The following is a 23,907-nucleotide window of genomic DNA, read 5'->3' as shown; positions in this document are numbered from 1 at the left end:
CTTTTGGTCATTTTTATATTTAGGCACAAATCACATCGCTTCATGTATCGCCTAAAATTAACACTTTGCCTTTTCCTGATTCTCTCTGCCTTAGTGCCCATTCAGGCACAAACCTGGGAGCTTTACGACAGTGACTATCAACTCAAAAGCCGTCTAGCCTATGAGTCTATACTTCTACTAAGCGAAACGGTAAAAATCGGTAAAACAGACAGTAGCCTTCATTTGCTAAGTTCAGAATTCAAACCTAGTGTCAATCTGGAGGGGGATGATTTGTACCAATTTTTGGAGCCCTGGATTCTTGTAAGAAATGAAAAAGGCATCGGTGCTTTTCATGAGTATGGCCAAAAGGTCTTAGATCTGGAATATGATGAAATCCAGACTTATTTCAATCTCTTATTGGCGCGAAAAGGCAATGAATACTGGGCTTATGAGCGAGGCAAAGGCAAGACCACCTATTTAGGAGAATATGAAAAAGCCACTATCACTCATAATGGTCAGTTAATAGCTAAGCAAGGTGAGAATTACTCGCTACCCCTATCTCCAAACTCCGATCAAAGCTACTTCCTGCTTTCGGAAAACGAAGGAGATTATTTATTGGCCAAAGCTGCATCAGGCTACGGTCTCATTAATATTGAAGGCAAAACCGTACTGGAACCTGTAATCGATACACTAATTCACACTCGGGGAAACTTTTTCTTTGGCCATGATGAGGAGCAATACTTGCTAATCGAAGGCAATCCCATCAAAGCAAATGTCCGCTACAATTCCTTCCATAAAATCACCTACGAAGATGGCCTAATGCTAGAATACATCCATGGAAAACTTCGTCGCGTAATGGAAGAGGACGGTATTCTACTCGATGCAGTAGGGATGACTCAGGTTAATCGAATCGAAAACGATGTCTATCAGGTTAGGTTCAGAGATGACAAACTTGGCCTTTTAGGAAAAAAAGGCTGGCTCGTCAAACCAACCGATAGTCTGGAAAACATCTACAATGGTCAGGAAGGACTTTTTCCCGCTCAAAAAAATGGTGCATATGGATTTGTAGATGGGGAAGGAAATTGGAAAATTCCGCCAACATTCCAAGAGGTCACTCCTTTCTCTGAAGCAAAAGCAGCTTTTAAAGCTGGATTACTTTGGGGTTTGATGAATGATCAAGGCAGCATCTTGAGTGCCCCGCAATGGGATGAAATTAAACCTTTTAGGCAGGGACTTGCTTTGGCCGGCAAGGACAAAAAATGGTATTTATTAGATACTTCTGGAAAGGTCATTGCCAATGAGGGTTATGAACAAATCTCAAGAACTGAACAAGGATATTTTCTCTTTGGAAACAATCAAAAAATAGGATTGGCAAATACCCTTGGGGATATTATGTTATCCGTGGATTATGATTTTCTACAGCGTGAAAAATCAGATTTAATCATAGTAGGTCAGAATCAAAAAATTGGTATCGTCACCGAATCAGGTGATGTTAAATTACCTCTTGACTACCAAGAAATCTTGGTGGACCTTCCCAATCGACAAATACTTGCAAAAAGCAATTACCGTCCGGTGATAGTCATAGAACCTGAAACCAAAGGGAAGCAAAAAAGAAAAAGGAGTGAAAGGTAGGCGCCTGAAGGAGGAAGTCTGAATACCAAAGAACGAGGGCAATAGTAAAAAGACAAGAGACGGGGGATTGGATTACGGAAGTGATTTTTTACGTAAAAAATTAATGGCAAAGATAAAACCAAACATATTTTACTATGACTAGTCTCATCTTTGCCACTTGCATTTAAATGAGCTAAGGCCTATTTAAATGGCTTTTGCTCTTATTTCTTTTCGTTTTTGCCTTTTCCTGAGTCTTTATTATCCGTATCGGAATTGGCAATGGAATCACGCATTGAAGTATCGGATTTGATATTTTCCATTCTGTAATAATCCATCACACCGAATTGTCCTGAACGGAACGCCTCCGCAAGTGCTTTTGGGACTTCAGCTTCGGCTTCTACCACCTTAGCTCTCATTTCCACATTCTTGGCCTTCATCTCTTGCTCAAGGGCCACTGCCATCGCTCGTCTTTCTTCTGCTTTGGCCTCTGCCACTTTCAAATCCGCAGAAGCCTGATCAATCTGAAGTTTCGCTCCGATATTGGTACCTACATCAATGTCAGCAATATCAATGGACAAAATCTCAAAAGCAGTACCTGCATCCAAGCCTCTTTGAAGGACAAGTTTGGAGATTTTATCAGGGTTTTCTAAAACATTCTTATGTGAATCCGCAGAACCAATAGAGGTGACTATCCCTTCTCCTACTCTTGCCAGAATAGTATCTTCTCCAGCACCACCTACCAATTGGGCAATATTTGCTCTTACCGTAACTCGGGCTTTAGCGATAAGCTGAATTCCATCTGCTGCCACAGCTGCAACACTTGGTGTATTGATTACTTTCGGGTTTACAGAAATCTGAACGGCTTCAAATACATCTCTACCTGCCAAATCAATCGCCGTAGCCTGCTTAAAGGTCAAATTGATATTTGCCTTATCGGCAGAAATCAAAGCCCTAATCACATTAGGCACATTCCCTCCAGCTAAATAATGCGTCTCCAGATCATTGGTGGTCAAATCCAATCCTGCTTTGATTGCAGTGATCAGAGAATTGACAATCACACTTGGCGGAACTTTCCGAATTCGCATTCCGATCAATTCACCGATGCCTACTTTGACATTGGCAAACTGTGCCGTAATCCAGAGGTTGACTGGGACGAAATAGAGAAAGATAAATAGTAGTACTATCCCTGCGAGTGCAGCGATCAAAACAAACATTGAACTAGATGGATCCATATTATTTGACGATAATTTTATTGGTTTCTACTTTGACTATAGTGATTACAGAGTCTACGGTGATGAAACCTGAATCTGACTTCACTTCATAAACTTGATCATTTATTAATGCTTTTCCTATTGGTTTGATATCAGAAAGCGCCTTTCCACTCATCCCCACCTCAAGACCGGTAGTGCGGTCATCAAAAGTACCGCCTTGCATTACTCCTTTAAGCGAAAACTTATCCCAAACTCCTGATCGAAACCCATAAACCACTGCCGCCACATTGAGCAATGTGGCAATTGATGCAATCCACCAGGCGATTTCTGGAGAAAAGCTCGCAAAAGCATAGGCAATTCCAGCTAGACTCACTACAAGTCCAAAAATTCCTACGACTGTAGTGCCCGGAATAAAGAGCACCTCCAGGAGAATCAGGATCAGCCCTATTCCTAAAAGCGAGGTCAATATTAAGATTGTCATTTCACCCAAAAGTTGAGATTTCTAAAATACAAGAAAGAACCGAACCCTACATGAATAATACGTAAATAAGTCTAAAAACTGACGGAAAAATAAAAAGCCCGGAATCCCCGAGCTTTTTTATTGGTTCAATTTAACTTCCAATGCAAATGGCTGTCCTATATCAATAGGCTTTTGCAAAGAGTACTCTACCCTTGGAAGGCTTCCCTGAAAACACGCAGGTGCCTGATTCTTCCTTTTGATCCAAAGGGATACAACGAATAGTTGCTTTGGTCAATTCTTTAATTTTGTCCTCGGTCTCAGAACTGCCATCCCAATGCGCAGAAAGGAATCCACCTTTATTTTCCAAGGTAGTTTGAAATTCATCCCATGAGTTCACTTCGGTAATTTTTTCCTCACGGAAATCAAAAGCCTTTTTATAAATACTATCTTGAATTTCTGTGAGAAGATTACCAATCTTTTCCTCTATGGCTTGAGAGCTAAGATCGAAGGTTTCTTTTGTCAGATTATCTCTTCGGGCAAGTTCGATAGTGCCATTTTCAAGATCCCTAGGACCTATGCCTATTCTCAAAGGAACACCTTTCAATTCATACTCTGCAAATTTCCATCCTGGCTTGTGGGTATCTCTATCGTCATATTTGACAGAAATTCCAGCTTTTCTCAAGGCCACCATGATTTCTTTGGCCTTTTCAGAAATTGCATTTAACTGATCATCTCCTTTATATATAGGAACAATCACCACCTGAATCGGAGCCAATTTGGGAGGCAAAACTAAGCCATTGTCATCCGAATGCGCCATAATTAAGGCTCCCATAAGGCGAGTACTTACTCCCCATGAGGTACCCCAAACGTATTCAAGCCCTCCTTCTTTGGTTGCAAATTTCACATCAAAAGCTTTGGCAAAATTTTGACCCAAAAAATGAGAAGTACCTGCTTGCAAAGCTTTTCCATCCTGCATCATTGCTTCTATACAGAGGGTATCATCTGCTCCGGCAAAACGCTCATTTTCTGTTTTTCTTCCTTTTACTACAGGCATAGCCATAAATTCCTCTGCAAATTGTGCGTAGATATTCAGCATTTGTGCCGTCTCCGCTTGAGCTTCTTCTTTAGTAGCATGGGCGGTATGGCCTTCTTGCCAAAGGAATTCAGCAGTCCGGAGAAACAAACGGGTCCTCATTTCCCATCTTACGACGTTGGCCCACTGATTAACCAATAAAGGCAAATCTCTGTAGGACTGAATCCAATTTTTATAAGTGCTCCAAATCACTGTCTCAGAAGTGGGTCTCACGATAAGTTCTTCTTCCAGTTTTGCCTCGGGATCTACAATGACTCCGCTGCCATCCTCAGCATTTTTCAATCGATAGTGCGTGACTACTGCACATTCTTTTGCAAATCCCTCTACATGGGAAGCTTCCTTACTCAGAAAAGATTTTGGGATAAAAAGTGGAAAATAAGCATTGGTATGACCTGTTTCTTTAAACATACGGTCCAATTCCGCCTGCATTTTTTCCCAGATAGAGTAGCCATAAGGCTTGATCACCATACAGCCTCTTACAGCTGAATTTTCAGCCAAATCGGCTCTTTTTACTAATTCATTGTACCAAAGGGAATAATCTTCACTTCGTTTGGGTAATCCTTTACTCATGGTAGTTGATTTGGATAAGAAATGTCTATATTTTTGTTAACTTGAGCGGGGCAAATATAAGTTAAAAATATAACCCTCAGTCTTTGGTCACGTATAAGAAAGTAACAATCTAACTTCAACCATGAAGAAATTATCATTATTAACCACTTCAGTAATCCTAGGTTCACTCGCCTTGGCATCTTGTAGTACCAACCGGATGGCTAGCATGGGTGATTCTGACAATATGTATTTCATGGCATCTGACGCCAAGATGTCCACTGAATATGCAGTACAGAACAATAACCCGGATAATTTTGAAAACATCAGCTCTTTAAACGCGCTACCTGAAGAAAATTTCAGTAGCAGAAATGTCAATCCAGATTACCTATCCCGGTATCAGGCTGAGACCAATCAATCCTCCAATGATGAAGTAGTGTACTTTGAAGAGGGCGTAGCTTCTAATCAGCAGAACAATGCAAACATAGATGCCTACAATAATTATTCCGCTGGAAATAATAACAATGTAGGAAACGCCTTCAATACCGCTACTGCATTCAATATGGGATTTGGTATGGGAATGATGTCAGGATTTAGTCCATGGGGAATGGGTGGTTTTTATGATCCATTCTGGGGTCCTGGATTTAGACCTGGATTTGGATTTGGATCTGGATTCGGATTCAGACCTGGATTCAATATCTCTATAGGTATGGGTTTTGGATGGGGATCTCCTTTCATGAGGCCTGGATTCGGCTGGGGAGGTTTTTATGACCCATTCAATCCTTTTATGCGACCTGGATTTGGCTGGGGCGGAGGTTTTTATGATCCGTTCTGGGGACCTGGTCTAGCTTGGGGAGGTTATCCAGGCTTTGGTTACGGAAGACCTATATATGTATTACCAGGAGGAGAATTTGGTGACAGAAGATTAGTAAGAGGCGCAAGACCTACTAGAGGGGCTGGATTAGCTTCTACCGGTGTAAATCGCGGATCCTCAGCAGCAGCATTGCCCAATACAAGCAGAGCACAAGCGAGAAGAGATGCGATGGGAACTAATAGAAATTTGGTTTCATCAGACAGAACTCGAGCTACCTCTAGAGACTTTGGAACTAGTCAAAACGATTATTACAACTCAAGCCGATCTAGAATTGCTAACAGCAGTTCACCTAGAAATGTGAATTCTCCAGCTTTAAGCCGTTCTTCAGCTGTCAGAAATAGAAGTGCCATGCCATCTGCAAGACCTAGTGCCGTTCGTCCTACAAATTCTAGAACGTACACACCTTCCAGATCAATGAATAATTACAATAACAGCCGACGAACTATTAGTCCATCTTACAATAGATCCGGTACACCTTCTTACAATAGGTCTACACCTACAAGAAGTACTTCACCGGCATACAATAGAAGTAATACGAGAACCATTCCATCCAGAAGTGGGGGGTCCGTAGGGATTCCAAGTCGAAGCTCTGGAGGCGGGATGAGTACCGGTGGATCCAGAGGAGGCGGAAGCGTCTCATCAGGATCCAGAGGAGGAAGGGGGAATTAATTCCCCCCTTTTTTTTGCTTAAATCTATCCATCAAGTCCCTCCTATCGTATAATTCAATATTACCAATAAAAAAACTTCATGAGATATAGTGGTTTAATTGTGTTTCTATTGCTCTCTTTTCCCGCTTTTTCACAAAGTGGGTATTTTGAAGATGCTCTTCGTTTTAGTCAATCTAATCCTTCCGGTTCTGCTCGAATTATGGCAATCGGAGGCACACAATGGTCTCTCGGGGGAGATGTCTCCAATATCGCTGGAAATCCTGCTGGATTGGGCTTCTTTAGAAACTCTGAAGCTAGTCTTACGCTAGGGTATTCAGATTGGGGTGCAGATACCCGCTATTTAGGCCAAAACAGAAACTTTAATACCAGTAATTTTTCTTTGCCCAACCTATCTGCTGTGTTTGCCAATCCAAAAGGGCCTCTCCACAGAGGAGCTTTTAAAGGTGGTTCCTTTGGGGTAAGTATTCAACGTATCGCCAATTTCAACAATGAGTTTGGCTATTTCTCAGATCAAATTGGTGATAACTCCATCATTGATTTCTATATCCAAGACGCCTTTGGAATACCTGAAAATCAAATTGAATCCTTTGGCTTAACAGGACTTGCCTACCTTACCTATCAAATCAATCCTGTTGCCTTTGATGAGCAAGGAAATCCCATAGCCAATCCGGATGTATATGACTCTTTCGTTTTGGATAATCCTTTTCAGGATGAAAATGTAGTACAGGAAGGTTCCTCCAGTCAAATCTCATTTAGTTATGGAGCTAATTTTAACCATAAAGTATTTGTAGGAGCATCTTTGGGCATCCGGTCCATCAGCTTTGCCTCTAGAAAAATTTATGGTGAAGAATTCATAGATCAACCTTTGAGAAATTCTACTCTAGAGGAAAATTTGTTTATTAATGGCGCTGGCGTCAATCTGAATTTTGGTTTGATTTACAAACCCATCGATTATGTGAATCTAGGGTTCAATTTCCAATCCCCTACTTGGTATAGCTTAAATGAAGAATACGAGGGGAGAATGGTCGCCAACTACAACAATTTCTATTTTGAGCAAGAAGATGTGACATTGGGAAGAGAAGAAGCATTCACTGATCTTTTCTTAAGTTCCTATCGACTTCAAACACCACTGAAGCTTGGTGGTGGAGCTACTTTCTTCCTAGGAAAGAATGGCTTTATCTCCGCGGATATAGATTATGTAGATTACAGTGCTGCCAGATTAAATTCGAATGATTTTAATCAGGGACCGGATAATCAAGCGATCCGGAGTCTTTATACCAGTACTGTCAATTATCGTGTGGGAGCAGAAGCAAAATTAGATATGTTTAGGTTGAGAGGCGGTTTTGCTTACTTTGGAGATCCGTATACCTCTTCTAATTTTGACCGAAGTACCACCCAAATAAGTGGTGGTGTGGGTGTACGACTTTCTAATCTATCCATAGATTTTGCATTGGTCAATCAAAAATATAATGCCCTTTACTCTTCCTACCAAGTGCTTGATGCTAACGGAAATAATGTGGGGCCAGTGACCGAAATCAATAACTCAATCGTAAATGGGGTATTGACCTTGGGGCTCAGTTTTTAAGTAAATGAATTAATTCAGAGAATAAAAGCTCAGTGGAAAAATCAGTTCCGCTGAGCTTTATTTTTGCTTGTCTGTAGTAAGAATCGCGCTGTGCTTGTAAGCTTTTTAATTTTAATATAATTTCCCCCGAACCCATCCCTTGAAACATAGGTCTATTCTGCACTTTGGAAGCTTCCAATCGTTCGGAGATTTCTTCTAGAGGGACATCCAAGTAAACAGAGATTGCTTTTTCATTAATCCTGTCCATGTTATCATTAAAGCAAGGACATCCTCCTCCTGAGGCTAAAACATAAGCCTTCTCCCAAGAAAGAACCTCTTCTAGTGTTTCGGTTTCCATTTCACGAAAACGGCCTTCTCCATATCTCGAGAAAATTTCCGGGATTTTTAAAGAAAACCGCTCCTCAATCAAGGTATCCAAATCGTAATATGGGAAATGTAGTGCTAAAGCCAACTGTCTTCCGAAAGTACTTTTTCCGGAGCCGGGAAGACCTATTAATACTACTTTCAAATCGTTTTTCATGGGAGCAAAATATCCAATATTTCTGTAGGCTCCGGTTTATTATTATGGTGAAATTTGGACAAAACAGTGCCGTCTCTTAAGAGCATCAAACCAGGATTAGCTCTAATCATCGTCTTTACGACTGTGGCATCAGCTTGTAGGGAAAGAATATCCCACGATCTTTCTTTTTTAAGTAGTTGGATCTCATCCTCCGAGGCAGCTGCCACCAAAACCATTTCTACAGGAGAGTTTTTCAGGGAACTGACCAAAAGATCAATATCTTCAAGATTGGAATCCGACATTTTAGAATAGCTGGAGATTAAAATCAACAACTTATTTCCTGCAAAGATTTCTTCAGTAAAATCCCCTTCTGTATTCCAAACTGCAAAATCTGAGATTTTAGGAAGTGCATCAGGGTTCTTCAGTACCATTTCTACAAATTCATAACCCTCCTCCGAAGGATACTGATCTAGGACTACCTCTTCCCCATCCTTTTTCATGATGTAGGAATAATTTAGTGTCTCAGAGGGCTGCATGTTCTCTTGGATATTCACCCCTACTTTATATGCCCTAAAATCAATAAAAGGAAGGTTTCTTATAGCATAAATTGACAAGAACGTACACAGGAGAAAAACCCCAAGGGTAGTCTTATTCGCCCAAGAGGGGGAGGATTTTGGGAGATGATTTCGTAAGAGTATAATCCCTCCTATCAAGATCAACAAAATGACATCTTTGTAAAAAGACTCCCATGGAGTGAGTTTGATGGCATCGCCAAAGCATCCGCAATCTGTCACCTTATTGAAATATGCAGAGAAAAAGGTAAGAAAGGTGAAAAATAGAATCATCAAACTCAAGGACCAGAGGGTCAGCTTAGATTTAACTCCAAGAATCAACATTACTCCCAAAACCACCTCTATCACTACCAGAAAAACAGCGAGGTATAAAGCGAAAGGTTTGAGGTAAAAGAAGAATCCCGCAATATCATTAGAAAAGACATCGAAGTATTCCTCAAGTTTGATTGCCGTACCTACAGGGTCGTTTACTTTGATTAATCCAGAGAAAATAAAAAGACCTCCAACCATAAGGCGGAGAATCCAAAGTAATGCTTGTTTAGCCATGATATCCTAATTTGATCAGACAAAATACCGAATAATTGATCATATCTTGATAATTGGCTTCTATTCCTTCAGAAACCAGGGTTTGTCCTTCATTATCTTCAATTTGTTTTACTCTCAGGAGTTTCATCAGAATGATATCTGTCATCGAACTCACCCTCATTTCCCTCCATGCTTCTCCATAATCATGATTTTTGTTTTCCAATAACCCCTTGGTGTCCTGCACCCATTGGTCATAGGAAGGCTCCAATTCCTCAAAGGGGATTTCCATGCGATCGTCCTCACGAAAGGAAATTTGAAGCAAAGCGATCAAACAGTAATTAATAATCCCGACAAACTCATCGACAATGGGATCCTCCACTTTTTGATTTCCCTTCTCCTGAATAGATCGGATACGCTGTGCCTTGATAAAAATCTGGTCAGTGATAGAAGAAAGTCTTAAAATCCTCCAAGCTGTCCCATAATCGATAGTTTTCTTACGGAATAGTTCTTTACAACGGCTAATAACTTCCGTATATTCGCTACTGGTTTTTGTTTTCAATTGATCTTAGTTTAATGGTTTTGGCCACAGGCACTGCATCATCTTCCTTCGAAGATAAATTATTTCCCCAAAAATATACACTTCAATCGAAGGGAAGGCTTATCATTTGGGAAAAGCCGCAAATAATGGGGATTTTAAATACTACACCCGATTCTTTTTATGATAAAAGCAGGGTAGCCCTAGAAAAAGATAGTCTTTTGACCAAGGCGGAGAAGATGCTACAAGAAGGAGCCACTATTTTGGATGTGGGTGGCTACAGCAGCAGGTCTGGAGCGGCGGAGGTGACTGAAGAGGAAGAGATCAGAAGGACGGCAGATGCGATCTCTTGGATCAGCGAAAGCTTTCCTGAAGCATTGATTTCTATCGACACCTTCCGGGCCAAAGTAGCAAAAACAGGGGTAGATGCAGGCGCTCACTTAGTCAATGACATTTCAGCAGGAAGCCTAGACGAGCAGATGCTGGAGACTGTGGGAAAACTCAAGGTCCCCTATATTGCTATGCATATGAAAGGAAATCCTCAAAACATGCAGAAACAAACAGAATACTCGGATATTATCCCTGAAATTCTGAACTATTTTGCCAAAAAACTAGATTTTATAAGTGAGTTTGGCATTAAAGATGTAATAATTGATCCGGGCTTTGGATTTGCAAAAACTTTAGAGCAAAACTATCAAATCCTCAAAAATCTAGATTATTTTCATCTTTTAGGATTACCTATTTTGGCAGGGCTATCTAGGAAATCCATGATTTACAAACTCTTGGAAATAGATCCAAAAGATGCGCTCAATGGTACCACGGCCTTGAATATGGTAGCACTTCTCAAAGGTGCTAAAATCTTGAGAGTTCATGATGTGAAAGAAGCAAAAGAAACCCTAGAACTATATAAACAACTCTACGCTTGACCCTTTTATTTAAAATAGGCTTTTTAGACATCTCCATAGTCAATATGATAGATATTGCCTTGGTGGCTGCTCTATTGTATCAGGTGTACAAGCTACTTAAAGGGAGCGTAGCGATTAAAATCTTTTTAGGCTTTTTATCTATCTACTTGATCTACCTATTAGTCAGAGCTTTGCAAATGGAGTTGCTCTCCTCCATTCTTGGGCAGTTTATGGGTGTCGGTGTCATTGCTGCCATCATCATCTTTGCTCCCGAAATTCGTAAATTCTTGCTTCTAATCGGACGTTCCTCCCTACTCTCCAATGACAATATCTGGAGGGACTTGGTCTTCTTTTGGAGAAAAAAAGAAAATGGGTCCTTCAATATCAGTCCTATCATTGATGCCTCCAAAACTTTGGCTGGAAGCAATACCGGCGCCTTGATGGTCATTTCTAAGAGTACCGAATTGAAATTTTATGCTGAAAGTGGTGATCTCTTGGATGCTGAACTTTCTAAAAGGCTACTTGTCTCTATTTTCAACAAGTACAGCCCACTACATGATGGGGCGGTGATTATCCATAACGGCCGAATCAAAGCAGCTCGTTGTATTCTACCAGTCACTGAGAGAGAAGTTCCAGCCCAATTTGGCCTTAGACACCGAGCAGGTATTGGGATGGCAGAAGCTACAGATGCTGTTGTGCTGATTGTTTCAGAGGAAACAGGGCAATTATCCATGGCAAAAAATGGAAAAATCTTACACAATATGTCTTTTCAAGAGGTACGAGAAACACTCAATGATTACCTCAATAATCTCGACGTAGATAGCCGATTCGATAATCTAGAGGATTATGAAATGAAGAAAAAGCGGAAAATGGCCATGACTAGTAAAAGTCAGAGTTAAGTCATTTTTTTGTCATTTTTTTTTCTTCAGTAAAATAAACGCTCTCCTTATAGGTATTTATTCCTTTATATGTGTTTAAAATTTGATTTTTAATGGCCATAACTTGTCCCGAGTATCGGGATAGCTTGTCTCGCACATTTTCCCCGATAATTTGGGACATACCACTGTGTGTCGCTTTGGGTCATGCTCGATTTCAACAGTCATGAGTGAGAAAATCAAGAAGTCAGAGAGCCTGTATCGTAATTTCTTATAATTAGCTAGAGAATCATGAAGATGGGAGAAGGAAGACAGAAGACAGAAGATAAGAAACCGGAAAGGGACAAGCGGAAAGAGCACCGCGGCCAAGGTAACCTAGCGGATAAATGGAATCCCAAAGTAAAAAACCGTTTGATTCCGATATAAACGATAGCAATTGACTGCTGTCATCAAGATGACTGCTCCAAAAGTAATGGCCGTACTCCAAATAAAGAGTTGGAAAGACCACTGAAAGAAACCGATACTGATCTCACCATCATTGAAGGAAGGTAAGACACGCAAGTAACCGATTAATCGAACGATATAGTATGGAATCAAAAGAGTCAATTGAAAATTAACCAGCTTTTTACCTAAGTAATCCACTCCTTCTATTTTATTTCTTCGATTTAGCCATAAAACAAGGGGTATCACTAATCCCAACATCGGGCTGAAAAGAAAAAGCAATCCCGAGAGGATCATCGTGTATAAAAATCCCTTTTGCTCTTCCTTGCTCCAATCCAAGACCTCTTCAGGACTTTTACCAAAAATCTGAAACAAACGCTTTACAGTGTCCCCTCTGGGAGTAGTTTCGGCATTTTCGAAACGCTGCACCGTTCTGAGACTTACTCCTGCCTGTTGGGCTAAATCCTCTTGGGAATAACCAGATTGAACGCGTAGATTCTTTAACTGTTGACCTATTTTATTTTCCATGCTTATTTGATTTTTCCAAAAGTAGAGAGGAAGCATTTCTCCCTGCAAAAATTACTTACGTCATTTCTACGACATTAAAGTCAGAATCAAAAAAAGCCCAATTAAATCGTGTAATCGGGCTTTTTGGTTAAAAGAAAGTAAAATTAAATCACTCCCAATTCTTTGCCTACTTCGGTAAAGGCTTGAATCGCCTGATCCAAATGCTCCTTATCATGTGCTGCAGAGATCTGAACACGAATTCTCGCTTGTCCTTTTGGTACGACAGGATAATAAAATCCAATCACATAAATCCCTTTCTCCAATAGCTTCTCAGCCATTTGCTGAGAAAGTACTGCATCATACAGCATCACTGGTACGATAGGATGAGTACCAGGCTTAATGTCAAATCCTGCGGCAGTCATTTTCTCACGAAAATACATGGTATTATCTTCCAGTTTATCCCTGAGTTCGGTGGTCTCCGAAAGCAAATCAAACACAGCGATAGATGCTCCGGTGATAGAAGGCGCTAGGGTGTTGGAGAAAAGGTAAGGACGGGATCTTTGACGGAGTAATTCCACGATTTCCTTTCTGCCTGAGGTAAAACCTCCGGAAGCACCACCCAGTGCTTTGCCTAGGGTTCCTGTGATAATATCGATCTTTCCCATGACCCCACAATGCTCATGAACTCCTCTTCCTGTCTTACCCATAAATCCGGTGGAGTGACATTCATCGGACATGACCAAGGCTTCGTATTTCTCAGCCAAGGCTACAATTTTATCTAATTGGGCGATGGTACCATCCATGGAAAATACACCGTCGGTTACGATGATCTTTTGTTTCGCTCCTTTAGCCACAGCATCCTGTAGCTGCTTCTCCAGGTCCTCCATGTTGTTGTGCTCGTATCGGAATCGCATAGCCTTACAAAGTCTCACTCCATCGATGATCGAAGCATGATTCAAAGCATCTGAGATTATAGCATCTTCGGGCCCTAAAATAGGCTCAAACACTCCCCCATTGGCATCGAATGCAGCAGCATAGAGAATAGTATCCTCTGTACCCAAAAATTCGGATATTTTTCGTTCGAGCTCTTTATGAATATCTTGAGTACCACAGATAAATCGAACCGAAGACAATCCAAAGCCATGAGAATCGATGGCCTCTTTAGCTGCTTTTATCACCTGCGGATGAGAAGAAAGCCCCAAGTAATTATTGGCGCAGAAGTTTAGTACTTTTTTTCCTCCAGAGATCGTGATTTCAGCCGCCTGAGGAGAGGTGATTACACGTTCCTTCTTGAAAAGGCCCGCTTCTTCGATAGATTTTAATTCTTGTTCTAATTTGGGTTTAAACTGATCGTACATGTTTAAGCTTTTATGATAAAGTTTCAGATTTTCCTTTGGTCAAAAATTCGCTTTGACCCTCTCTTTTTTCTTACTTTTGCGCAAGCAAACCCAAATATAAACAAAAAGCCCTGTAGGTTCAGGTGCTTTTGAGAAAGACCTGAAAATGGAAAAAATCCTTGTAATCGGTGCCGCTGGACAGTTGGGATCAGAATTAACCAAATCACTTACAGACAGACACGGGCAGGAGCAAGTTATCGCTACTGACCTAAATGAACAAGCCAAATCGAAGTTTGATTTTTGTCGATTTGAAGTATTAGACGTGATGGATCAGGAGCGATTAAGAAAGCTGGTCAAGGAAGAAAAGATTACGCAAATTTACCATTTGGCAGCGGTATTATCGGCTACGGGCGAACAGAAACCTCTTTTTGCTTGGAAGCTTAACATGGACAGTTTAATGGGGGTTTTGGAACTTGCTCGAGAATTTAAACTCAACAAGGTGTACTGGCCTTCTTCTATAGCTGTCTTTGGACCGAATACTCCCAAAGTAAATACTCCTCAATTTGTAGTAAAAGAACCCAATACGGTATATGGCATCAGCAAGCAGGCTGGTGAGCAATGGTGCCAATATTATTTTGAAAAATACGGAGTGGATGTCCGGAGTTTAAGATATCCGGGTTTGATCGGCTATAAATCCCTACCTGGAGGAGGCACCACAGATTATGCAGTAGATATTTATCATAAAGCCCTAGCTGGAGAAAAATTCACCTGCTTTCTCAAGGAGGATTCCAGTCTTCCGATGATGTATATGCCTGATGCGATTAAAGCCACCCTTGATCTCATGGAAGCACCCAAGGAATCTATTAAGGTCCGATCAAGCTACAATCTAGCGGGGATGAGTTTTACCCCGAAAGAAATTTTTGAGAGTATTCGCAAACATTATCCTGATTTTGAGATCGAGTATCAACCTGATTTTAGGCAAAAGATTGCAGATAGCTGGCCGGACAGTATTGATGATTCAGAGGCCAGAAAGGATTGGGGTTGGCGCCCTGAGTATGATTTAGATCAAATGACTCAAGATATATTGGCTAATCTCCCCGCCTTTTTTCCAATAGAGAAATAAAATCAGGATCTCAGGAATTATGAAACTCATAATTCCTGATTTTGGATATGGCCTCTATCATGCTATTGGAATTGGTTTTCTGCATGATATTGGCACGATGTCTCTCCACGGTCCTCCTTGAAATTTGAAGCTTTTCGGCAATCAATTTCAAGGGGAAACCTTCCTCAGAAAGATGAAAAACCTCATTTTCTCTTGCAGTGAGTTCCATTCTGCCATATTCCTCCCCTATAATCTTACTTTTTTTAGGTTTAAGGGTTGACTCACCCGAATTAATCTTCAGTTCCATCAAAAACTCAGAAATCCCAGAAAACTTACCACGAAATAGAAATAAGTCAAAAAGTAATGGAGTCGCTAATTTCGCGGAAATCGAGTTCAAATAGCATTCATTGGCTACCTGATGTTTGAATTTGAAATAATTGAGACGGGTGGATTCATTTCCCTTTAATTCAAAAACTTGTTCCACTTTTTTATCTAAAACATCCTCTGCTTGACTGCCAAAAATCTTCCCTACTGCATAATTTATCGATTGGATTTTCTCATCTTTCACCCAAATCATGGGAGTCAAGGTCGATTGGAAATACGTTTTGAAATCCAATACTTTATAGAGATTTACATCGGTCTTTTTCTTTAACGCCCTTTCCAATTTACTCTTTATAGACTCAGGCTGAAAAGGCTTGAAAATCACATTATCAATCCCCAAATCATGTACTATCATCAATTCCTCTTTGAGAACCTCCCTTTCCAAAACCAAAAAGAATGGAATAAATAGCTCCTCCAAAAATGACTTGATGGACTTAAAAACATAGAAGCCATCATGATTTCCTTGACAACTCGAGCAAAGCACTAAATCAAAACGCTTTGAGTTGATCCCCTTCAGCACATCTCCTAACTCACTAAACAATTCCACCTCATACCCAAAGTCAAGGAGGAGGCTTTCAAGGGGACTTTCATTCTCCTTAGGCTGAACCAATAATACATTACTCATAAGAAGAAATAGTTTTTTAAAACAATTACTGCAAAAACTTATTAGTGCAACATGATTGCACATGTATTTGTTGTAAAGATTTTTTCATTCTCCAAAAGCACAGTAGACCTATTACGAGGAATCTTCTACCTCAGCTTGCTAGGGGAAGGAAGATGAGGTAGAATAATACAGTATTAGCTAAAACCTAATATTGCCTGAATTGAATTTTAAGCACCTGTTCTAAAGGTCCAAGTCGGACTATTCGCCACATTCTTACCGTCAAACTTGGCCACGACATACCAGAAATAAGTGGTGTTTGGCCGAAGATTAGAGACAACGGCTTCTCTATTGGCTAAATTCTCTGATACGATGGTTTGAGTAGTAGAATTACTTTCAAAAAGGTAAACCGTGTACTCAAGCTCCACAGATCGATCTTCTTGGTCTACATTCCAGCTTAGCGTCTGTGTTAAAGGTTGATCCACTGCTCCATTTCCAGGAACAGGATCAAACAAAACCACATTACCTACATTATTTTCATCCTCGAGTAAGAAGAAGGTTACCGAGGTATTTTCTTCTTCAAAAACGGCCACATTGATAGACCCTGTGAGGTACTCATTTCTTCTTGCGTTGATTAATACATCTCCGGCGACAATTTTCTCCAATTGAAAACTACCTCCTTCATCTGTCAAGACCGCACTACTCGCCGGCGAGGTGGTAATCAGCACACCTGGAAGAGGTTCATAAGTACTTCCGTTTACTACTATTCCTGTGATAGTGCCAAATCGATCCACATTCACCAACTGTTCTTCGCAGGAGGAAATACCAAATAACAAAAGAGAAAAGGAAGCTATTTTTAAAATTCTATAGTTCATACGAGTTATTTTCCTAGGTAAAAACGAAATCCAAGATTGACGCCCCAGATGACATCATTGAATGTACCGGCCTCTACCCCATCATAGCGATCATTGAATAGTTGATTGACATAAAATCTGGAAGTCAAGGAAGTTTTATCCGAAAACAAATACTCCACACCAGCGGCGTATTTGGCATAAGGGAGCCAAGAATTATTGGAAAGTCCCACTTGATCCTCAAGATCAAAAAAGCTTCCTAATCCGGCTGATGCATAGGGAGATAATTTACCCTTATGATTTGCCATGTAGACAAGATTCAAGTCCGCGAAATAATCAACAGACTGTACCAATTCTTTAATTTCGATTTGCTGGACTCCTGCACCTGCTTCTAAGAATAGTGATTTGGATAGCCCGACTCCCAAACCGGCTGTGAAACCAGGCCTAAACATCATACTGGAGTAATCTCCCACGTAAGTTTGGGTATTTCCCATCACAGAGAGGTATGTAGACGTACGTTCATCAAAATCTTGAACTCTTCCGATGTAGTCTATCCTTTGATTTTCTTCTTTTTCTGCCATGTATTGATCCACGGCAACCTGAGTACTGTCATCATTTTCTGCAAACTGCCACAGGTTGTCCACTGCGCCTTCTATTATTAGGCTGTGAACTGCCTTTTCAATCGCCTCTATAATGGCCATTTCACGGGGTTCATTGTAAGTGTATCCCGTTTCTGCTTCTAGTAGACGTCGAAATTTGACATAGCGAAACAAGCCCGCTGAGACCTCCTGAGAGAGAATGGATTTTGTCGTATAGACTGTTTTCAGAATTTTACCATTATTGGTAGAAATGGCTCGCAAGTAAATGCTGATTCTATCTTCCCGGTACTGAGAGGAAGCGTCTGTGCCAAAGTATCGTAAGCCGGCTCCTCCGGTATAGACATTTGTTTCATAAGAAACGATTCCTCCTTCCAGTAATACTCCCGCGAATAAAAGCGGGGGAAGCAATACATTATTACTTCCCTCATACTGTTCTCTACTCGAGCGGATGATTTTCCGCTCGTTCAATAAGTTGGAAATATTTTCACGCTCTATAGGCACAAACCAACCTGATTCTTCAAGAGCGCGGATCAAAATATTGGTAGCGCCCTGAGTCACAGCAGTAGACCAACTTGCACCTACATTTGACTCCTTGTATTGGCCTGTCTGATCTCTAAACTTATATACCGCCACATAAATAGGTTCTTGGGGCTTTGGTAATTCCTGTAGCTCCTTTTTCATGGGAGTTTCAGGACCAAGCCTAGCATCTCTATTATTGAAGGGCTGATAATAATAAGGGGAACATGCCGAGTTGAGCAAAAGACAAAAAACAAGCAGCTGTCCTCCCCTCTTACAAATTCTATTGAACATAAAGGTTTTTAGAAAAATGGCACTTCAATATTCGTAGTAGCACCAGAAAGCACATCTACGATAGTAATACTGAGACCTGATCCTGAATTATTGATTTGAATTTGATAATCACCCAAGTCGTAATTTCCCTCACCGATAGAATCCTCACCAAACTGCCTATCTACAATATCACGGGCAAGACGACTTAAGATTTGTCGGTTGAGTGTTTCAGAAAAATCCTGTAATGGATCTCTTTGAAATCCAAAGGGATCATTGGAAAGGTCATTGGGATCTCGTGTGGTATTTTGAGCTTCAGCAGAGGAAAGCAACCATTGATAGTTAAACGTATCACCACCAAAAGCTGGATTCTGTGGTCTATAAACGAGCTGCTGACTTTGAGCCTCAAAAGACATCAATCCAAAAACTAAAATCGGAATCAATAAGAGTAGTTTTTTCATAATTGGTTATCAATAAATTCCAGTTCCTCGAGTATCTTCTCCACCCAACTCTCTGACGAGTTCATCGTATTGCTGCAAATAAAACTGAGTATTTGCTATTGACTGCACCGCAAGATTTTCTACGAAATCCCCACGGGGTTGAAGAAAAGACTCAAATACTGTGATTTCATTTATTTTAATTTCGATAATCGTGGTATTTAATCGAAAAGGTTTTTCAATAATAAATATGGAGTAATTGCTGGCTTCCTCAGGTGCTTGCCAATCACGAAAAAAGAAATCATAAAAATCTCGTCCTACCTTGGTTTTGGTCTCATCGACGATCAATCCGTCTATCTCCAACTCTGCATCTGAGGACACTTTTTTGACTTCTTCTTTTACAATTTTTTCGAGTAGGGATTTAAGTTCTTGTTCTGTTTTTTTGAGTTGCTTGGTCGAGTCATTTTTTTCTTTTTGTACTTGAGCTTCAGACACATGCGAGCAAAAAAAGAAGCATAAAGAAAAAAGAAACACCTTAAAAAGATATTCCTTTTTCTTTTTCTGATTCAATTCATCAACAAAACTATATTTTAGCCTAGAATTCATTTATTCCTCACGAAATTGTAATTTATATTCCTAAATTAAATTTGAATAGTTTTATTTTCAAACTTTAGATTATAAACGGTTGATTAACGTGTTCGAAATGGCAAAATTCCGATACCAGGAGATTGAGTGATATTCATCGTCATTCCGCCAGTTTGACTGATGACGATATTATTTCCAGGACCTGAGAATGTATTTACATCCACATTCGCTTGATTCCCTTGTCCCATCTGATTGATTAAAACCGGCTGTATTCCAAAACCAAAGGAAGTGTTGAGATTGACATCGATGGAATTATCTCTGCCCATTTGATTGTAGAGAGCTACAGTTCCACCTAAACCGTTGAAGTTGATATCACTGGAGATCTCATTTCGTCTTCCCATCTGATTGGATGCCTGTACCACATTATTGCCTGATGAGTTAAGCGAAGCGATGTTTGCATTCCCCATCTGATTGACCAAGGTAATAAGACCTACTCCATCTTGGCCAACTTGAGCATGGTTACGGTTGCCCATCTGATTGACTGCAGCGAGGTTAAATGGGATGGTAGGTATTAGACCTTGAACCAATCCATTCCCCATTCCGGGGAATTCACCGATACCTTGGGAGGGAAAATCCCCATTATTACCAGGAAAGAGGCTAAGACCTTGTGATGGGAAATTGATTCCCAAACCACTGCTTTTGCTCTGCTGTATTTCGGTTGAATTATTATCACCTATTTGGGAGACAAAAGCTCCATTATTGAAGCTGACATCCATAGCCGAAACCAGCCCATTACTAATTATATCTTCCCCATTAAATCTACCTTGACCTAGCACCAAAAAGGTGCAAAGAACCAAAGGCAAAGTCAAAAGGTATTTAATTTTGAAAGACATGGTATATTATTTTAAAATGAAGACTTCCCATAGAATTGCCCATGGGAAGTCTACAAAAACTATTTATTAAAGCGAAGATCCAGGACCTTGCGAAATTACGGTGCTATTTCCGTTTCCGATCATTTGGAAAGAGGCCGTATTAGCAGAACCCATTTGAGTTACGATACCTGAGTTTCTATTTCCCTCAATGGTAAATCCTAATGCAGCCCAGTCTCCACCTGATCCCAAGATTAGGTTTCCTTCACCAGTTTGCTGAATTTCAAGAGAGTTTCTATTTCCTCCCATAGAACCACTGATTCTGTTATTGTTTCCATCCTGAAGGATTTCAATAGAAGAGTTATTAAGCCTCAACCCGTTATCGCCAGGACCTGTTCCTCTAGCATTGACATAAGAGAAGTTTCTATCACCCAACTGTTCTACAGAAAAATCATTTCCATTACCTGTAATTTCAGTTCGCTGATTGTTGAACAATCCATCTTGAGTAGAGTAACCTGTGTTTCCAGAACCCGCGATCCACTGAGATGCGTTATTATTTCTTCCAGACTGTCTGATTTCACCAAAATTATTGTCGCCATCTTGACGGATAGCAGCGGAATTGTCTCCTCCACCTAATTGGAAGGTACGAGCAGTATTTCCATTTCCGATTTGGTCAATATCTACAGCGTGACCGGAAGCTGACTGCTGACTGAAAGAGGTATTTCTATCTCCCATTTGGTAGACAGAACCTGTATTTCCACCGTTAAAGGTTTGAAGGAATGCGTCATTTCTATCTCCGATTTGCTCTACAGAATGCTCACTTACAGCAGTTCCGCCTGAGAAACCTTGTCTTTGCAAAACAGAAGCAGTATTCCTATCACCTATCTGAGAAATAGAACCTAAGGCATTGTTGGACTGCACATTACCACCACCAAAGTTTCCTTGCTGAATTAGAGCTTCATTATTGTTCCCTGTTTGGGAAGTGGTACCTGAGTTACTCTGACCAGTTTGCAAAACAGATGAGCTGTTTCCATTACCTGTTGTGCTTGAGGAAGCTGTATTCCCCTGTCCGAAGGCCACTCCTGCTGTAAAAGCCAGGGCACCCAACATCAAAATTGATTTTTTCATGGTTTGAAAATTTAAATTGATTAAAAGAATTATTATATGTGATTGTCAGTCAATCCATTTGGAGTTCCAAAAAACGCATTTGATCATAAGAGAAAGTTTTAAATAATATAAAACTTATTTCAAATACTATTTTTTGTATTTGATTCAAAAGTAGACCAAAGGAAGTCCTGTGACAATGCGTAATTTCCGACAATTTTAAAAAGTTTTAATGCGTATTTTCACTCATATTCAATCAGAAATAGTAAAAAAATTGAATTAATCTTAGAAAAAAATCAATAAAATTAGATTTATCAATTAATCTTTGATAAGTAGGTAAAGCAGTGATTGTCTTTCAAAGACATTTTTTTGATGACAAAAATCTATCTCGCTGAGAATTCTATTTAAAAACCTAATGTCCACTCTTGGCTTACAGATTCCGAATGACTTAACACTTGGATTTGATCTGTAGAAAAACGATGGAAAAATTGTCTTAAAATGTAAGCCGTTTCAGGAAAGGGTTTTACAGGGTTTAATTGGGCTTCTTTAAAAGTGGCCTCTTCAAAAAAGCCATACTTGGTCAGCATACCGTTTTCAAAAACACAGCAGGCTTTTTCATGGCTAGCTCTTCCAGGTAGCTCGATGGCGATTGCTCCTCTACTTTCTTTTATTCTTGAAAGAAATTGTTGCGTGCGCTCATTATAGTCAGTTATTCCCTCTTTTTGTTCGCAAGCACCATAACAATTTTGATCTTTCACATCAGCACAGTTTACTTTTCTCAGTCCGGACAATTTTGCACAAAGTGAATGCTGACTCAGAGCTTCCTTCAGAAAATCCTGAGCCTCTTCCCTAGAAAAAAAGGTCTCCAAAGGTTGGAGTGATGCACTGACTTTGGCTATTTGAAACCGCTGATAACCCACGCCATCGATATAGGAAAACAAGCCCCAAAGTGTTTTGGGCATTTTTAGGGCCGAATTATATTTTGGCCAGAGACGCTTAATCTCCAAGGCTTCCAGAATGAGGGCCATAAATTCTGTTCCGGTCAACTCCCATTTTAAATTATGGATTTCGACTTTAAGCTGATTTTTTAAATGAGGTAGGGCTTGTCCTGTAAAATGGCCCTTAAATCGCTCTTTGATATTATTTGCTTTTCCTACATAAATGACCTTCCCCTTATTGTCCAGCATGTAATAAATCCCTGTTTCCTCAGGTATTTCTCGAAATCGACTCAAAGGAAAGTTAGGAGGCAGAAAAGTCAGCCCAGTATTTTTTTTCAGGGATTCATAAATATGTGCTTTATTCACTTTTAGCATTTGATCAAAAAGGATAGCCGTGGCCTTAGCGTCTCCCATGGCTCGGTGCCGGGCTAAAATCGGAATGCCTTTGCTCTCGCAGATCCTTCCTAAGCTGTAAGAGCGCATTCCTGGAAAAACCTTTCGCGCTAGCCTAACGGTACAGAGTTTGGGGCTGGAAAGCTTTCTGCCCAATCTGGAAAAAGCCTCAGCGATAAAGCCAAAATCAAAATTAACCTGATGAGCTACAAAAACGCGGCCTTCCAGCAATTCCCAAAGTTGCTCTGCTATCTGCTCAAAAGTGGGGGAATACCGAACCATTTGGTTATCTATTCCAGTCAATCCCGTGATATAAGTGGGAATTCCCTGTTCAGGGTTGATGAGAGTCTGAAACTCATGCACGATTTGATGTCCATCATGGATCACTACGGCGATTTCTGTAATACCTCCCAACTTCGCATTTCCTCCTGTGGTCTCTATATCGACGATAGCAAATTCCATATTCAAAAGTAAGGAATGTACTTGAGTCATTTCGGAATTAGACAATAATTGTCAGGAAGGTATTGATGGGGAAGTGATGAATTGTCGAACTGTTTAATCGATGAATCATATCGAAGTGCCGTAGGCCTGCCTACCGGCAAAGGCAGGTTCGGGACTAGCTCATTTTACAACGAGCACAAAGTCGAACCCAGCTGACCCTGAAGGGGTCAAACTATGAATAGCCCCGTATGAGGGAGGAGAGGACTGAGCGTTAATAATTTGTCCAAAAGGACAAATTTAGCGAAGGGCCAGAATGCAGCGCAGGCAAACGAAATGCGGGGTATTTGGTTTTACGACGATCCCAGCGCTGTCCCTTGTTTTTTTCGGAAACCTCAAGGCCAATGCCAGCAAGATGGAAACGGGGTCTGGCAATTTTCAATGTGCAATGGACAATTTTCAAGTTCTGACCTGTATAGCTAGTTTTTATTAAAATACCTTTCCCCATTAGGACCTATGGAGAAGTGTCGCCCCTGCAGGGCTTTATCCAGGTGTGTAGATTCTTATCCGTGGGCTTACACCCACGGTGATGAAAAATT

Annotated in this window: 22 protein-coding genes; 6 read left to right on the top strand and 16 right to left on the bottom strand. The window is 40.5% G+C overall.

All coding sequences use genetic code 11. From position 1 onward, the window contains the following. Positions 1-42: 42 nt before the first annotated feature. Positions 43-1,611 carry a WG repeat-containing protein gene (locus BLQ57_RS14330; RefSeq protein WP_087940042.1) on the top strand — a complete coding sequence of 523 codons (1,569 nt, stop codon included), beginning with the start codon at positions 43-45 and terminating at the stop codon, positions 1,609-1,611. Positions 1,612-1,811: 200 nt separating this feature from the next. Here BLQ57_RS14330 and floA read toward each other — a convergent pair whose 3' ends face one another. The 3 genes from floA to proS all read right to left on the bottom strand — a co-directional run bounded on the left by floA (position 1,812) and on the right by proS (position 4,924). After that, positions 1,812-2,822 carry a flotillin-like protein FloA gene (gene floA, locus BLQ57_RS14325; RefSeq protein WP_087940041.1) on the bottom strand — a complete coding sequence of 337 codons (1,011 nt, stop codon included), beginning with the start codon at positions 2,820-2,822 and terminating at the stop codon, positions 1,812-1,814. A 1-nt stretch (position 2,823) separates the two neighbouring features. Beyond that, the gene (locus BLQ57_RS14320; RefSeq protein ID WP_087940040.1) at positions 2,824-3,282 is read right to left on the bottom strand and encodes an NfeD family protein; all 459 of its coding nucleotides are present in this window, start codon (positions 3,280-3,282) and stop codon (positions 2,824-2,826) included. 160 nt (positions 3,283-3,442) lie between these two features. Continuing rightward, positions 3,443-4,924, bottom strand: a complete 1,482-nt coding sequence (gene proS, locus BLQ57_RS14315; protein ID WP_087940039.1) for a proline--tRNA ligase — start codon at positions 4,922-4,924, stop codon at positions 3,443-3,445. A 121-nt stretch (positions 4,925-5,045) separates the two neighbouring features. Here proS and BLQ57_RS14310 point away from each other — a divergent pair, with 121 nt between their 5' ends. Both BLQ57_RS14310 and BLQ57_RS14305 read left to right on the top strand, forming a co-directional pair. Further along, positions 5,046-6,443: a hypothetical protein gene (locus BLQ57_RS14310; RefSeq protein ID WP_240507823.1), complete on the top strand. Its 1,398-nt coding sequence runs from the start codon at positions 5,046-5,048 to the stop codon at positions 6,441-6,443. Positions 6,444-6,522: 79 nt separating this feature from the next. After that, a complete protein-coding gene (locus tag BLQ57_RS14305) occupies positions 6,523-8,028 on the top strand; it encodes an OmpP1/FadL family transporter (protein WP_087940038.1) in 1,506 nt (501 codons plus the stop codon). On the opposite strand, the gene BLQ57_RS14300 is transcribed toward BLQ57_RS14305, so the two are convergent. Genes BLQ57_RS14300 through BLQ57_RS14290 form a run of 3 tightly spaced genes read right to left on the bottom strand, consistent with a single transcriptional unit; the run spans position 8,018 to position 10,183 of the window. Further along, on the bottom strand, positions 8,018-8,548 hold the full coding sequence (locus tag BLQ57_RS14300; protein ID WP_087940037.1) for a shikimate kinase: 531 nt from the start codon (positions 8,546-8,548) through the stop codon (positions 8,018-8,020). The two genes, BLQ57_RS14305 and BLQ57_RS14300, sit on opposite strands and share 11 nt — an antisense overlap. Then, positions 8,545-9,645, bottom strand: coding sequence for a BT_3928 family protein (locus tag BLQ57_RS14295; protein ID WP_087940036.1), 1,101 nt, complete (start codon positions 9,643-9,645; stop codon positions 8,545-8,547). Before BLQ57_RS14295 ends, BLQ57_RS14300 begins: the two co-directional genes overlap by 4 nt. Then, a complete protein-coding gene (locus tag BLQ57_RS14290) occupies positions 9,638-10,183 on the bottom strand; it encodes a DUF1599 domain-containing protein (protein WP_087940035.1) in 546 nt (181 codons plus the stop codon). The genes BLQ57_RS14295 and BLQ57_RS14290 overlap by 8 nt, the downstream gene beginning before the upstream one ends. A gap of 14 nt (positions 10,184-10,197) precedes the next feature. Here BLQ57_RS14290 and folP point away from each other — a divergent pair, with 14 nt between their 5' ends. Next, a complete protein-coding gene (folP, locus tag BLQ57_RS14285) occupies positions 10,198-11,085 on the top strand; it encodes a dihydropteroate synthase (RefSeq protein ID WP_087940034.1) in 888 nt (295 codons plus the stop codon). Then, entirely contained in the window at positions 11,082-11,963 is an 882-nt protein-coding gene (gene cdaA, locus BLQ57_RS14280; protein WP_087940033.1) for a diadenylate cyclase CdaA, read from the top strand. Before folP ends, cdaA begins: the two co-directional genes overlap by 4 nt. Positions 11,964-12,314: 351 nt before the next feature. On the opposite strand, the gene BLQ57_RS14275 is transcribed toward cdaA, so the two are convergent. Both BLQ57_RS14275 and kbl read right to left on the bottom strand, forming a co-directional pair. Then, complete coding sequence (locus BLQ57_RS14275; RefSeq protein ID WP_169712761.1) at positions 12,315-12,908, bottom strand: helix-turn-helix domain-containing protein; 594 nt, start codon at positions 12,906-12,908, stop codon at positions 12,315-12,317. 143 nt (positions 12,909-13,051) lie between these two features. Beyond that, on the bottom strand, positions 13,052-14,245 hold the full coding sequence (kbl, locus tag BLQ57_RS14270) for a glycine C-acetyltransferase (protein ID WP_087940031.1): 1,194 nt from the start codon (positions 14,243-14,245) through the stop codon (positions 13,052-13,054). Positions 14,246-14,390: 145 nt separating this feature from the next. Between kbl and BLQ57_RS14265 the strand changes: the two genes are divergently transcribed. Then, on the top strand, positions 14,391-15,347 hold the full coding sequence (locus BLQ57_RS14265; RefSeq protein ID WP_087940030.1) for an NAD-dependent epimerase/dehydratase family protein: 957 nt from the start codon (positions 14,391-14,393) through the stop codon (positions 15,345-15,347). Positions 15,348-15,357: 10 nt separating this feature from the next. On the opposite strand, the gene BLQ57_RS14260 is transcribed toward BLQ57_RS14265, so the two are convergent. The 8 genes from BLQ57_RS14260 to BLQ57_RS14225 all read right to left on the bottom strand — a co-directional run bounded on the left by BLQ57_RS14260 (position 15,358) and on the right by BLQ57_RS14225 (position 23,362). Beyond that, positions 15,358-16,332, bottom strand: coding sequence for a response regulator transcription factor (locus BLQ57_RS14260; RefSeq protein WP_169712760.1), 975 nt, complete (start codon positions 16,330-16,332; stop codon positions 15,358-15,360). 206 nt (positions 16,333-16,538) lie between these two features. Beyond that, positions 16,539-17,183, bottom strand: a complete 645-nt coding sequence (locus BLQ57_RS14255) for a carboxypeptidase-like regulatory domain-containing protein (protein ID WP_087940028.1) — start codon at positions 17,181-17,183, stop codon at positions 16,539-16,541. A 5-nt stretch (positions 17,184-17,188) separates the two neighbouring features. Continuing rightward, entirely contained in the window at positions 17,189-18,439 is a 1,251-nt protein-coding gene (locus BLQ57_RS14250) for a CsgG/HfaB family protein (RefSeq protein ID WP_240507822.1), read from the bottom strand. Between the two features lie 137 nt (positions 18,440-18,576). After that, positions 18,577-19,005 carry a curli production assembly/transport component CsgF gene (locus BLQ57_RS14245; RefSeq protein ID WP_087940026.1) on the bottom strand — a complete coding sequence of 143 codons (429 nt, stop codon included), beginning with the start codon at positions 19,003-19,005 and terminating at the stop codon, positions 18,577-18,579. A gap of 9 nt (positions 19,006-19,014) precedes the next feature. Next, positions 19,015-19,587 (bottom strand): CsgE family curli-type amyloid fiber assembly protein, encoded by a 573-nt coding sequence (locus BLQ57_RS14240; protein WP_087940025.1) that lies wholly within the window; start codon positions 19,585-19,587, stop codon positions 19,015-19,017. An 83-nt stretch (positions 19,588-19,670) separates the two neighbouring features. Beyond that, positions 19,671-20,459, bottom strand: a complete 789-nt coding sequence (locus tag BLQ57_RS14235) for a hypothetical protein (protein ID WP_087940024.1) — start codon at positions 20,457-20,459, stop codon at positions 19,671-19,673. Positions 20,460-20,525: 66 nt separating this feature from the next. Next, positions 20,526-21,563 (bottom strand): hypothetical protein, encoded by a 1,038-nt coding sequence (locus tag BLQ57_RS14230; RefSeq protein WP_087940023.1) that lies wholly within the window; start codon positions 21,561-21,563, stop codon positions 20,526-20,528. A gap of 380 nt (positions 21,564-21,943) precedes the next feature. After that, positions 21,944-23,362 (bottom strand): exonuclease domain-containing protein, encoded by a 1,419-nt coding sequence (locus tag BLQ57_RS14225; RefSeq protein ID WP_240507821.1) that lies wholly within the window; start codon positions 23,360-23,362, stop codon positions 21,944-21,946. Between the last annotated feature and the right edge of the window lie 545 nt (positions 23,363-23,907).

This window comes from Algoriphagus faecimaris (genome assembly GCF_900101705.1).
Taxonomy (GTDB): domain Bacteria; phylum Bacteroidota; class Bacteroidia; order Cytophagales; family Cyclobacteriaceae; genus Algoriphagus; species Algoriphagus faecimaris.
Note: the sequence above shows the minus strand (reverse complement) of the source record. Positions and strands in the feature narration are given on the sequence as shown.